Here is a 12,090-nt window from a genome sequence, read left to right as displayed (position 1 = left end):
TTATTTTCCGTATTGTTCGCAAATCTGGTTGATGGCGTCGACCACGCGACGCACGTCGCCCTCCGTCATCTGCGTGAACAGCGGCAGCGTGACGGTCGACGCGCCGTACCGTTCGGCGTGGGGGAACATGCCCTCCTTGAAGCCGCGCGCACGGTACAGCGTGAAAAGATGGATCGCCGGGTAGTGGACGCCCGTGCCGATGCCGCGTTCCTTCATCTGCGCCATGAACTCGGCGCGCAGGATCGACAGCCGCTCGAGCGGCAGCGTGATCTGGAACATGTGCCAGTTGCCGTTCTCGAATTCGGCGACCGGCAGGCCGACGCCGAGCTTCGCGGCCGGGCTACCGTCGAACGCGGCGAAATACGCGCGCGCGAGCGCACGGCGCTGCGCGGTGAAGCGCTCGAGGTGCGGCAGCTGGCCGAGGCCGACGCGCGCGGCGACGTCGGTCAGGTTGTACTTGCCGCCGAGCACGTCGCAGTCCATCCCGTCGAAGCCCGTGCGCGTGATGCCCTGCAGCCGGTACTTCTGCGCGAGCGTCGCCTCGTCCTCGTTGTTCAGCACGAGCGCGCCGCCTTCGATCGTCGTCAGGTTCTTGTTCGCGTGGAAGCTGAACGACACGATGTCGCCGATCGCGCCGATGCGCTTGCCGTTCCACGTCGAGCCGAGCGCCTGCGCCGCGTCTTCGATCACGCGCAGGTTGTGCGCGCGCGCGATCGCGTACAGGCGGTCCATGTCGACCGGCAGGCCGGCCAGGTAGACGGGGATGATCGCCTTCGTGCGCGGCGTGATCGCCTGCTCGAGCTTGTCGAGGTCGATGTTGCGCGTGACGGGATCGATGTCGGCGAACACGGGCGTCGCGCCCGTCTCGAGGATCACGTTGCTGGTCGAGACCCACGACGCCGGCGTCGTGATCACCTCGTCGCCGGCGCCGACGCCCGCGATGCGCAGGCCGATCTCGAGCGTGCAGGTGCCCGAGTTGAACGCGCGGACCGGACGGCCGCCGCAGTATTCGGACAGCGCCGCTTCGAATTTCTGGCACTGCGGGCCGGTGGTGATCCAGCCCGAGCGCAGCACTTCGACGACGCCCTGGATGGTTTCCTCATCGATCTCGGGGCGGGTGAACGGCAGAAACGGAGCGGTAGTCTGGCTCATGAACGCTTTGGCCTGTAATGGCGTGTAATAAAAGGGTCGGGCAATCCCGTCCGAAACCGGCATTAAACACCGGTTGGCGGATTCGTACCGTGATTTTTTGTAGGCAGACGCTTAACGCCGCGAGGCATGCTCAGCTTCGTGCAAGCACGAGCACCCCGATCAGGATGATGCCGATGCCGACGAGCCGTTGGACCGACAGCACCTCGCCGAACAGGTACCAGGCCGCGAATGCATTGACGACGTAGCCGAGCGACAGCATCGGGTACGCGATCGACACGTCGACCCGCGACAACCCGAGGATCCAGACGACGACGCTCAGCACGTAGCAGCTCAGGCCGCCGATGATCGGCAACTGGGTCGCGATCTTCAGGCCGACCGGGATGATGTTCGCACGGCTGAATTCGAAGTGTCCAACGGCGTTGACGCCGGCTTTCAGCAGAAGTTGCGCACAGGCGTTGAGCATCACGCCGGTGATGATGCAGACGAACGAAACGGGATTCATGCGGCGGGCGTCCTTACGGTTGCGGTTTCTCGACGATCACGCGGCGGTTGTCGCGCGCGATCACGCGCATCGGCACGCCTTGCTTGACCAGCGCGTCGTACTGGCCGGGCGGCATGATCGCGAGCGCATGGGTTTCCTGTTTCCAGCGCGTGATCCATTCGTCGACGGTCGGAATCCATTTGTTCGGCTCCACCGAGATCCCGAACGCGAGTTCGTCCTGGCGCTGAACCATGATCGTCGTGTGGCCCATATAGAACGGGAACGTGTGATCGAGCATCTCGATCGAGTAGAACGGCGTGTCGGGCGGCAGCTTCGCCAGTTCGGCGCGCACGGCGGGCGCGAGCTGCGCGCCCGAGCTGTAGCGGCCGAACTCGTCGTGCCCGGTGCCGCCGATCGTGCCGAACGCGAGCCAGGCGGCGCCGAACGCGGCAATCGCGGCGGCCACGCCCGCGCGGCGGTTCAGCCACGCGGCCGCGAGCGTCAGCGCGGCCGCGATCGCGAGGCCCGCGTACAGCCACATCTGGAACGCGCGGTACAGTGCGTTCGGCGTGCGGGCATCGCCCTGGTACGCAAGGAAGATGATCCCGAATGCCGCGGCGACGAAGAACACGAGGTAGCCGAGCAGGTGGCGGCGGAACCGGTCGGCCGACACCAGCGGCAGGTACGCGCCGACGATCAGCGCGAGCGCCGGCGCGATCGGCAGCACGTACGAGATCAGCTTCGAATGCGACGCGCTGAAGAACAGGAAGATGAACGCGCTCCAGATCAGCAGCACGAGCATCGGCGAGAAGCCGTTCGGCTGGCGCGGCATCCGCAGCGCATGGCGGATGCTCTGCCACGCGACCGACAGCCACGGCAGGAAGCCGACCAGCAGCACCGGCACGAAGTAGTACAGCGGCCCCGGGCGGTTCTGCTCCGGGGTCAGGTAGCGGCGGAACTGCTGGACGATGAAGAAGAAGTTGAAGAACTCGGGGTTGCGCTGCTGGACGAGCACGAACCACGGCGTGACGATCGCGAAGAAGATCACGAGGCCGCTGACGAGATACAGGCGCTTCCACAGCGCCCAGTCGCGCGCGATCAGCGTGTAGAGCACGAGCACGGCGCCGGGCAGGATCAGCCCGACGAGGCCCTTGGACAGCACCGCGAACGCCATTGCGGCCCAGCACGCCCACATCCAGCCGCGCACCGCGGCCGGGCGCAGCCCGGGCCGCTGCGCGAGCAGCAGCGAGCACAGCGACAGCGCCATCCAGAACGCGAGCCCCATGTCGAGCGCGTTGAAGTGGCCCATCAGGTTCCAGTACGGCGAGCTCGCGAGCACGACGGCCGCGAGGAAGCCCGACAGCGGGTTGAACAGGCGCGCGCCGGTGAAGCCGACGAGCAGCACGCCGGCGAAGCTCACGACGGCCGTGTAGAGGCGCGCCTGCCATTCGCCGATGCCGAACCACGCGAACGTCAGCGCGTTCAGCCAGGTCTGCAGCGGCGGCTTCTCGAAGTACTTGTAGCCGTTGTAGCGCGGCGTGATCCAGTCGCCGGTGACGAACATCTCGCGCGCCATCTCCGCGTAGCGGCCTTCGTCGCTCGGGATCAGGTGGCGCAGCCCGAGCGGCGCGAACCAGACGATCGCGAGCGCGACGAGCAGGAGGACGAGCGTGATGCGATTGAGCGGTAGCCTCGACGGCGTATCGTTCATGGGTTTTCAGCCTGTTGGTTGTTGTGACGGGCCGCCGGCGGATTGCGCCGGCGGCGGGCGGCCTGGCCGGGCCGATCCGGGGATCGACCCGCTGCGCCGGCCCGAGTTTTACCGCATCGGGGATTAACGTTCAATTAAGAGCGCAGCGGCGACCTTGCGGCCCTCGGCCATCAGGATGTTGTAGGTGCGGCACGCGGCCTGGAAATCCATCGTCTCGACGCCGATCCGCCTGGCCGTGAGCGCGGCGACCAGCCGCGGGTGCGGGAAGCGCAGCCGCGCGCCGCTGCCGAAGATCACGAGTTCGGGCGTCGGGTCGAGCAGCATCGCGAAATGCTCGGGCGCGAGCGCGTCGAACGACGACACGGGCCATGCCTGGACCGGCGCGCCGGGCAGCACGATGACGCTCGTTTCATGGCGTTCGAGATTGACGTCGACATAATCGGGGCCGTAGCCGGTGACGGTGTTGAGCGCGCCGCTCGCGTCCTGGTGCAGTTTCAAATCGGTATTCCGCGGTTCCGTAGGGGAATGTGTTGCAGGGCCGCACGGGCCCGGGGCGGCCGGTTTCGCGCGCCTGTGCACGCGGGACGCCTGACGGCGCGGGCCCGGCGCGGCTATGGTGCATTGCGAAAGTCGGCCAAAATCCGCTAAATTATAACTTTTTGGTCGCCCCCGGGCGCCACTTGCATCGCGCGCTGCCACAAGCCGCGCCCGATCGCCCGCTTTTTCCCAGTCTAGACAGCGCGCACAGACCGGCCGCTTTCCAGTTTTGATCCCGCCCCCCGGCCGCAAGGCCAACCCAGGAACCGTGTCGTCGTGAAACCGATTCAGAAGTCGAACAAGCTGCTCAACGTCTGCTACGACATCCGTGGCCCGGTGCTCGAGCACGCGAAGCGCCTCGAGGAAGAAGGCCACCGCATCATCAAGCTGAACATCGGCAACCTCGCGCCGTTCGGCTTCGACGCACCGGACGAGATCATCCAGGACATGATCCGCAACCTGCCGGCGTCGTCGGGCTATTCGGATTCGAAAGGCGTGTTCTCGGCCCGCAAGGCCGTGATGCACTACACGCAGGAAAAGGGCGTCGTGGGCGTCGGCCTTGACGACATCTACATCGGCAACGGCGCGTCCGAGCTGATCGTGATGGCGACCCAGGCGTTGCTGAACGACGGCGACGAAGTGCTGCTGCCTGCGCCCGACTACCCGCTGTGGACGGCGGCGGTGAGCCTGTCGGGCGGCACGCCCGTGCACTACGTGTGCGACGAGCAGAACGCGTGGATGCCCGATCTCGACGACATCCGCCGCAAGATCACGCCGAACACGAAGGCGATCGTCGTGATCAACCCGAACAACCCGACGGGCGCGCTTTATTCCGACGAATTGCTGCTGGAGCTGCTCGAGATCGCGCGCCAGCACGGGCTGATCGTGTTTGCCGACGAGGTCTACGACAAGATCGTCTACGACGGCCTCGAGCACACGGCGATGGGCTCGCTGTCGGAGGACGTGATCACCGTCACGTTCAACAGCCTGTCGAAGAGCTATCGCTCGTGTGGCTACCGCGCGGGCTGGATGGCCGTGTCGGGCCTCGGCGGCGACAACCGCCGGCGCGCGAAGGATTACCTCGAAGGGCTCGGCATCCTGTCGTCGATGCGCCTGTGCGCGAACGTGCCGGGGCAGTTCGCGATCCAGACGGCGCTCGGCGGCTACCAGAGCATCAACGAGCTGATCGTGCCGAGCGGGCGCCTGTACAAGCAGCGCGAGCTCGCTTACGACATGCTCACGTCGATTCCGGGCGTGACCTGCGTGAAGCCGCAGGCCGCGCTGTACATGTTTCCGCGCCTCGATCCGAAAATCTATCCGATCCAGAACGATCAGCAGTTCATACTCGACCTGCTGCTCGAAGAGCGCGTGCTGCTCGTGCAGGGCACGGGTTTCAACTGGGCGACGCCGGACCACTTCCGCGTGGTCTTCCTGCCGAACCTCGACGACCTGACCGATTCGATCAACCGGATCGCACGCTTCCTCGACGGCTACCGCAAGCGCCATTCGGTCTGAGCGGACAGGACCACACGGAACCCATTACTTCTTACTCATCGATCACACGCAGCATGGAACCGATCAAAGTTGGCCTGTTGGGCTTCGGCACGGTGGGCAGCGGCACCTTCACGGTGCTGCGCCGCAACCAGGAAGAAATCAAGCGACGCGCGGGGCGCGGCATCGAGGTGACGCGCATTGCCGTGCGCAACCCTGCCAAGGCGCAGGCTGCGCTCGGCGGCGATGCCGGCGCCGCGCAGATCACCGACGATTTCAATTCGGTCGTCGACGATCCGTCGATCGCGATCATCGCCGAGATGATCGGCGGCACGGGCATCGCGCGCGAGCTCGTGCTGCGCGCGATCGCGAACGGCAAGCACGTCGTGACGGCGAACAAGGCGCTGCTCGCGGTGCACGGCACCGAGATCTTCGAGGCCGCGCGCGCGAAGGGCGTGATGGTCGCGTTCGAGGCGGCCGTCGCCGGCGGCATCCCGATCATCAAGGCGCTGCGCGAAGGCCTGACCGCGAACCGCATCCAGTACATCGCGGGCATCATCAACGGCACGACGAACTACATCCTGTCGGAAATGCGCGACCGCGGGCTCGACTTCGCGACCGCGCTGAAGGCCGCGCAGGAGCTCGGCTACGCGGAAGCCGATCCGACCTTCGACATCGAAGGCATCGACGCCGCGCACAAGGCGACGATCATGAGCGCGATCGCGTTCGGCGTGCCGGTGCAGTTCGATCGCGCGTATGTCGAGGGCATCAGCAAGCTCGACGCAACCGACATCCGCTACGCGGAAGAACTCGGCTACCGGATCAAGCTGCTCGGCATCGCGCGCCGCGCCGAAAACGGCATCGAGCTGCGCGTGCACCCGACGCTGATCCCGGAAAAGCGCCTGCTCGCGAACGTCGAAGGCGCGATGAACGCGGTCGTCGTGCACGGCGACGCGGTGGGTACCACGCTGTACTACGGCAAGGGCGCGGGCGCGGAGCCGACCGCGTCGGCGGTGGTCGCGGATCTCGTCGACGTCACGCGCCTGCATACGGCCGACCCCGAGCATCGCGTGCCGCACCTCGCGTTCCAGCCCGACAGCCTGTCGAACACGCCGATTTTGCCGATCGAGGAAGTCACGAGCGGCTACTACCTGCGCCTGCGGGTGGCCGACCAGACCGGCGTGCTCGCCAACATCACGCGCATCCTCGCCGAATCGGGCATTTCGATCGACGCGCTGCTGCAGAAGGAATCGGAGCAGGTCGACGGCGCGAACGGCGAAACCGACATCATCCTGATCACGCACGAGACGCTCGAGAAGAACGTCAACGCGGCGATCGCGCAAATCGAGAACCTCGCGACGGTCGTGTCGAAGGTGACGAAGCTGCGCATGGAAGCGCTGAACTGAGGACTGAGGGCGACATGAACTACATCTCCACGCGCGGCGCCGGCATCGGCGAGCGCCATACGTTCTCCGACATCCTGCTCGGCGGTCTCGCGAAGGACGGCGGGCTCTACCTGCCGGCCGAGTATCCGAAGGTGTCCACCGACGAGCTCGCGCGCTGGCGCGCGCTGCCGTACGCGGATCTCGCGTTCGAGATCCTGTCGAAGTTCTGCGACGACGTGCCGGCCGACGATCTGCGCGCGATCACGCGCCGCACGTATACGGCCGACGTATACAGCAACACGCGCCACGGCGAGAACGCGGCCGACATCACGCCGCTGAAGACGCTCGGCACCGAGAACGGCGCGCCGATCTCGCTGCTCGAACTGTCGAACGGCCCGACGCTCGCGTTCAAGGACATGGCGATGCAGCTGCTCGGCAACCTGTTCGAGTACACGCTCGCGAAGCACGGCGAAGCGCTGAACATTCTCGGCGCGACGTCGGGCGACACGGGCAGCGCGGCCGAATACGCGATGCGCGGCAAGGCCGGCGTGCGCGTGTTCATGCTGTCGCCGCACAAGAAGATGAGCGCGTTCCAGACGGCCCAGATGTTCAGCCTGCAGGATCCGAACATCTTCAACCTCGCGGTCGAAGGCGTGTTCGACGACTGCCAGGACATCGTGAAGGCCGTGTCGAACGATCACGTGTTCAAGGCGCAGCAGAAGATCGGCACGGTCAACTCGATCAACTGGGCGCGCGTCGTCGCGCAGGTCGTGTACTACTTCAAGGGCTATTTCGCGGCGACGCAGTCCAACGACGAGCGCGTGTCGTTCACGGTGCCGTCCGGCAACTTCGGCAACGTATGCGCAGGCCACATCGCGCGGATGATGGGGCTGCCGATCGCGAAGCTCGTGGTCGCGACCAACGAGAACGACGTGCTCGACGAGTTCTTCCGCACGGGCGCGTATCGCGTGCGCAGCGCCGAGAACACGTATCACACGAGCAGCCCGAGCATGGACATCTCGAAGGCGTCGAACTTCGAGCGCTTCGTGTTCGACCTGCTCGGCCGCGATCCGGCGCGCGTGATGCAGCTGTTCCGCGACGTCGAGGAGAAGGGCGGCTTCGACCTCGCGGCGAGCGGCGATTTCGCGCGCGTCGCGGAGTTCGGCTTCGTGTCGGGCCGCAGCAGCCACACGGACCGCATCGCGACGATCCGCGACGTGTTCTCGCGCTACGACACGATGATCGATACGCACACGGCCGACGGCGTGAAGGTTGCGCGCGAACATCTCGACGCAGGCGTGCCGATGGTCGTGCTCGAGACGGCGCAACCGATCAAGTTCGGCGAGACGATCCGTGAAGCGCTCGATCGCGAAGCCGAGCGGCCGGCCGCATTCGACGGGCTCGAGGCGCTGCCGCAGCGCTTCGAGGTCGTGAAGGCCGACGCGCAGCAGGTGAAGGACTTCATCGCCGCGCACACGGGCGCATGACGCACGGCCGGGCCCGCGGGCCCGGTTGCGCAGGACGGCCGGAATGCCGATTCGTCGAACGGATCGGGGTTCCGGCCGTTTCGTTTGGCGATGCGGTGCAGCGGTACTGCGATATGCAGGCGTTCGGCAGCCCGCCGCGCGTCTGCAGCCGAACGTCGCGCGAAACAGGTGCCAGACCCGCGCGTTCGCGACGATCACAGTTCTCGCATGTCCGCCATATCGCGCGCCCGCGCGACGGCGTCGCTACAATGAGGTATTGACTCCAACGTTCCCCGATTCCATCGATGTCGAACCCGAATCCCGCGGCGCCGCGCGCGCCGATGCTGTCGACCGCCGAGGCGCTCGCCGCGCTGCTCGATGCCGCGAAGCCGCTGCCCGGCACCGAAACCGTCGCCACGCTCGACGCGCTCGGCCGCGTGCTGGCGGCCGACGTGAGCTCGCCGCTCGACGTGCCGCCGATGCATACGAGCGCGATGGACGGTTATGCGGTGCGCGTCGCCGACCTGCTGCACGGCGAGCGGCGTCTGCCGGTATCGCAGCGGATTCCGGCCGGTCATCCGGCCGTGCCGCTCGCGGCCGGGACGGCCGCGCGGATCTTCACCGGCGCGACGGTGCCGCCGGGCGCCGACGCCGTCGTGATGCAGGAGCAGACGTCGGCCGACGGCGATGCGGTCGAGATCCTGCATACGCCGAAGGCCGGTGAATGGATCACCGCGCAGGGCGCGGACATCCGGCAGGGCGCGGTGATCCTGCCGGCCGGCACGCGGCTCACGCCGCAGGCGCTCGGCCTTGCCGCATCGGTCGGCTGCGCGCAACTGTCGGTCGCACGGCGGATTCGCGTCGCGGTGTTCTTTACCGGCGACGAGCTGACGATGCCGGGCGAGCCGCTGAAGCCCGGCGCGATCTACAACTCGAACCGCTTCACGCTGCGCGGGCTGCTGGAGCGGCTCGGCTGCCACGTGACCGACTACGGGATCGTGCCCGACTCGCTCGCCGCGACGCGCGACACGCTGCGCGAGGCCGCGCGCGATCACGACGTGATCCTGACGAGCGGCGGCGTATCGGTCGGCGACGAGGATCACGTGAAGCCGGCCGTCGAGTCCGAAGGGCGGCTCGCGCTGTGGCAGATCGCGATGAAGCCCGGCAAGCCGCTCGCGTACGGCGCGGTGCGGCGCGGCGACGATCGCCCCGATGCGCACTTCATCGGGCTGCCCGGCAACCCCGTATCGAGCTTCGTCACGTTCCTGCTGTTCGTGCGGCCGTTCCTGCTGCGCCTGTCCGGCGTGCGCGACGTCGCGCCGCGCGCGCTGTCGCTGCGCGCCGACTTTTCGCAAGGCAAGGGCGACCGGCGCAACGAATTCCTGCGCGCACGCGTCAATGCGGCCGGCGGCCTCGATCTGTTCCCGAACCAGAGCTCGGCGGTGCTGACGTCGACGGTCTGGGGCGACGGCCTGATCGACAATCCGCCGCAGCACGCGATCAGCGCAGGCGAGACCGTGCGTTTCATTCCGTTTTCCGAATTGCTGTCGTAACGCGGCGGCTTCCCGAACCATGAAGATTCAGCTGAAATTTTTTGCAAGCGTACGAGAAGCGCTGGGCGTCGCCGACGAGCAGGCCGACGTGCCGGACACCGTAACGACCGTCGGCGACGTGCGCGCGTGGCTGCGCGTGCGCGGCGGTGCGTGGGCCGAGACGCTCGCCGAAGGGCGCGCATTGCGCATGGCGTGCAACCACGAGATGACCGATCCCGACACGCGGCTCACCGAGGGCTGCGAGGTCGCGTTCTTTCCGCCGGTGACGGGCGGTTGAGCTTGGCATGGGACCGGAGCGTGTGATGGCAACGATACGAATCCAGACCGACGACTTCGATCTGAACGCCGAAGTCGCGGCATTACGCGCGCGCAATCCGAAGATCGGCGCGATCGCGTGCTTCGTCGGCACCGTGCGCGACCTGAACGAAGGCGATTCGGTCGCCGCGATGGAGCTCGAGCACTATCCGGGGATGACCGAGAAGGCGCTCGAGAAGATCGCCGCCGAGGCCTGCCGGCGCTGGCCGGGCGTCGACGTCGCAATCGTGCATCGGGTCGGCAGGCTCCTGCCGCTCGACCAGATCGTGATGGTGGCGACGGTCGCCGCGCATCGCGGCGATGCGTTCGCGTCGTGCGAATTCGTGATGGACTACCTGAAGACCGAAGCGCCGTTCTGGAAGAAGGAAACGACGCCTGACGGCGAGCGCTGGGTCGATGCGCGCAGCACCGACGATGCGGCGCTCGCGCGCTGGGGCGTCGAATCGGGCAACACGCCGCGCTGAGCGCGGCGTCCGCGCGGTGCGGCGATGTGCCGCATGTGCGCAAACGTCGCGCGCGATGTGTGCGCGTTACGCGTCCGGATCGGCGCTGCGCCCGATGATCTTCGTCGGAAACGGTTCGCCGCGGGCACGCGACGGCAATGCGTGCGGATCGTCGCCCGCGTCGCGGCGGCGCGGCGCGATCGCATCGAGCAGCGCCTGCTGCTCGGGCGGAATCCGGTAATCCCAGCCGAACCGGCTCAACTGCAGGCTTTGCGCGATCCGCAGCGCGGGTTCCATGAAGCGGATCGCCGCAGGCGGCGCGTAGCGCGCCTCGACGGTCTTCAGGAACAGCGACAGCCAGCGGCTGAAATGGGCCGGCTCGATCCCGTCGAGCGGCTGGTGCGCCTGCTGCACGTTGCCGCGATAGCCCTTGGTGCCGAGCACAAGGCTCGACCAGAACGTGACCATCTTCGGCAGATGGTCGTCCCAGCGGCCGGCCAGTTTCGCGTCGAACACGGGCCCGAGCAGCGGATCGGCGCGCACGCGGTCGTAGAACGCGTAGACGAGATCGCGGATGTTGTCTTCGGTCGGCTCGGCATCGCGAGGGCGGGCCGGGGCGGTTTCGGGCGAGGCAGGCAGGGCGGTCATGGCAAAAAGGGCCGGGAGATCGAGGCAACGACGAAGCGGCGGCGCGGGCAACGCGCAGGACGCCGGCAGGATTTTGACGCAAAATAGCGTCCAACAACCCCTGGAAAACGTGCGGATGTAACGCATCTTATTGTGCTCGCGCCATCCGGGCAACCCGGGGCCGCGGAACGGGGCCGTCAGCCGGCCCGGCGCGCGTCCCGGCCGGCCCGGCCCGCGCAATCGGGGCACGATCGATCATTTCCGTATTCGCCCATGAGACTCACCGACTACACCGATTATTCGCTGCGCGTGATGCTGTACCTTGCCGTGCGCGGCGAGGGGCTCGCGACGATCCAGGAGATCTCGGATGCCTACGGCATCTCGAAGAACCATCTGATGAAAGTCGTGCAGCAGCTCGGCGAGTTGGGATGGGTCGACACGGTCCGCGGCCGCAACGGCGGGCTGCGGCTGTTCCCCGAATCGCTGCTGCTGACGGTCGGCCAGGTCGTGCGCGCGACCGAGAACGACTTCGCGCTGGTCGGCTGTTTTTCGACCGACGGCAGCGAGTCGCGCGGTTGCGTGATCGAGCCGCAGTGTCGCCTGAAGGGGGTGCTGGCGGCCGCGCGCGATGCGTTCTTCGCCGAGCTCGATCGTCACACGCTCGGCGAACTGGTCGAACCCGCGTCGCCGCTTGCTGCGTTGCTCGGCATCCGCCCGGTCGCGCTCGTGCGCACCGCACCGTCACCGGACGAATCGCCTGCGCCCGTCGAGCCGCCGTCGACGGCCGGCTGACACGCGAGCACCGCGTCCCGCGATCCGGCCGCGTCCCGCCTCTGGGCCGCGGCATTGCCATCCAGCGATTTTTGCGCTGAATCAACCCGAATTTCGCTTGAAAGCCGCATAACCATCCTCATCTTGGTGTTAATCGA

12 protein-coding genes are annotated in these 12,090 nt (G+C 67.0%); 7 read left to right on the top strand and 5 right to left on the bottom strand.

All coding sequences use genetic code 11. The annotated features are described in order from the left end of the window. The 4 genes from AC3WLY_RS31335 to AC3WLY_RS31320 all read right to left on the bottom strand — a co-directional run bounded on the left by AC3WLY_RS31335 (position 1) and on the right by AC3WLY_RS31320 (position 3,842). The gene (locus AC3WLY_RS31335; RefSeq protein ID WP_492308752.1) at positions 1–1,152 is read right to left on the bottom strand and encodes a DegT/DnrJ/EryC1/StrS family aminotransferase; all 1,152 of its coding nucleotides are present in this window, start codon (positions 1,150–1,152) and stop codon (positions 1–3) included. 130 nt (positions 1,153–1,282) lie between these two features. Continuing rightward, positions 1,283–1,654 carry an SMR family transporter gene (locus AC3WLY_RS31330; protein ID WP_034181245.1) on the bottom strand — a complete coding sequence of 124 codons (372 nt, stop codon included), beginning with the start codon at positions 1,652–1,654 and terminating at the stop codon, positions 1,283–1,285. A gap of 13 nt (positions 1,655–1,667) precedes the next feature. Then, positions 1,668–3,344, bottom strand: a complete 1,677-nt coding sequence (locus AC3WLY_RS31325) for a glycosyltransferase family 39 protein (protein WP_492308751.1) — start codon at positions 3,342–3,344, stop codon at positions 1,668–1,670. 123 nt (positions 3,345–3,467) lie between these two features. Further along, positions 3,468–3,842, bottom strand: coding sequence for an Mth938-like domain-containing protein (locus tag AC3WLY_RS31320; protein ID WP_034181247.1), 375 nt, complete (start codon positions 3,840–3,842; stop codon positions 3,468–3,470). Positions 3,843–4,157: 315 nt separating this feature from the next. On the opposite strand from AC3WLY_RS31320, the gene AC3WLY_RS31315 reads away from it, so the two are divergent. The 6 genes from AC3WLY_RS31315 to moaE all read left to right on the top strand — a co-directional run bounded on the left by AC3WLY_RS31315 (position 4,158) and on the right by moaE (position 10,555). Further along, positions 4,158–5,396 carry a pyridoxal phosphate-dependent aminotransferase gene (locus AC3WLY_RS31315; RefSeq protein WP_310141324.1) on the top strand — a complete coding sequence of 413 codons (1,239 nt, stop codon included), beginning with the start codon at positions 4,158–4,160 and terminating at the stop codon, positions 5,394–5,396. A gap of 53 nt (positions 5,397–5,449) precedes the next feature. Beyond that, entirely contained in the window at positions 5,450–6,778 is a 1,329-nt protein-coding gene (locus AC3WLY_RS31310; protein WP_175960937.1) for a homoserine dehydrogenase, read from the top strand. Between the two features lie 14 nt (positions 6,779–6,792). Then, positions 6,793–8,244, top strand: coding sequence for a threonine synthase (gene thrC, locus AC3WLY_RS31305; protein WP_175960936.1), 1,452 nt, complete (start codon positions 6,793–6,795; stop codon positions 8,242–8,244). A gap of 284 nt (positions 8,245–8,528) precedes the next feature. Continuing rightward, complete coding sequence (locus tag AC3WLY_RS31300) at positions 8,529–9,776, top strand: molybdopterin molybdotransferase MoeA (RefSeq protein ID WP_105392289.1); 1,248 nt, start codon at positions 8,529–8,531, stop codon at positions 9,774–9,776. Between the two features lie 19 nt (positions 9,777–9,795). Next, positions 9,796–10,053: a molybdopterin converting factor subunit 1 gene (gene moaD, locus AC3WLY_RS31295; RefSeq protein WP_310141333.1), complete on the top strand. Its 258-nt coding sequence runs from the start codon at positions 9,796–9,798 to the stop codon at positions 10,051–10,053. A gap of 25 nt (positions 10,054–10,078) precedes the next feature. Continuing rightward, entirely contained in the window at positions 10,079–10,555 is a 477-nt protein-coding gene (gene moaE / locus AC3WLY_RS31290; protein WP_310141335.1) for a molybdopterin synthase catalytic subunit MoaE, read from the top strand. 66 nt (positions 10,556–10,621) lie between these two features. On the opposite strand, the gene AC3WLY_RS31285 is transcribed toward moaE, so the two are convergent. Beyond that, positions 10,622–11,182, bottom strand: a complete 561-nt coding sequence (locus tag AC3WLY_RS31285; RefSeq protein ID WP_072437207.1) for a group III truncated hemoglobin — start codon at positions 11,180–11,182, stop codon at positions 10,622–10,624. Between the two features lie 252 nt (positions 11,183–11,434). Here AC3WLY_RS31285 and AC3WLY_RS31280 point away from each other — a divergent pair, with 252 nt between their 5' ends. Then, positions 11,435–11,953, top strand: coding sequence for an Rrf2 family transcriptional regulator (locus tag AC3WLY_RS31280; protein WP_310141339.1), 519 nt, complete (start codon positions 11,435–11,437; stop codon positions 11,951–11,953). The last annotated feature ends 137 nt before the right edge of the window (positions 11,954–12,090 follow it).

The organism is Burkholderia sp. FW306-1C-G01B, assembly GCF_058781685.1.
The sequence above is the reverse complement of the archived record's forward strand: the minus strand, read 5'-3'. Positions and strand labels throughout refer to the sequence as shown.

Coding starts and splice junctions, on each gene's coding strand:
- AC3WLY_RS31335 (WP_492308752.1), bottom strand. CDS start 1,152: ATGAGCCAGACTACCGCTCCGTTTCTGCCGTTCACCCGCCCCGAGATC.
- AC3WLY_RS31330 (WP_034181245.1), bottom strand. CDS start 1,654: ATGAATCCCGTTTCGTTCGTCTGCATCATCACCGGCGTGATGCTCAAC.
- AC3WLY_RS31325 (WP_492308751.1), bottom strand. CDS start 3,344: ATGAACGATACGCCGTCGAGGCTACCGCTCAATCGCATCACGCTCGTC.
- AC3WLY_RS31310 (WP_175960937.1), top strand. CDS start 5,450: ATGGAACCGATCAAAGTTGGCCTGTTGGGCTTCGGCACGGTGGGCAGC.
- thrC (WP_175960936.1), top strand. CDS start 6,793: ATGAACTACATCTCCACGCGCGGCGCCGGCATCGGCGAGCGCCATACG.
- AC3WLY_RS31300 (WP_105392289.1), top strand. CDS start 8,529: ATGTCGAACCCGAATCCCGCGGCGCCGCGCGCGCCGATGCTGTCGACC.
- moaD (WP_310141333.1), top strand. CDS start 9,796: ATGAAGATTCAGCTGAAATTTTTTGCAAGCGTACGAGAAGCGCTGGGC.
- moaE (WP_310141335.1), top strand. CDS start 10,079: ATGGCAACGATACGAATCCAGACCGACGACTTCGATCTGAACGCCGAA.
- AC3WLY_RS31285 (WP_072437207.1), bottom strand. CDS start 11,182: ATGACCGCCCTGCCTGCCTCGCCCGAAACCGCCCCGGCCCGCCCTCGC.
- AC3WLY_RS31280 (WP_310141339.1), top strand. CDS start 11,435: ATGAGACTCACCGACTACACCGATTATTCGCTGCGCGTGATGCTGTAC.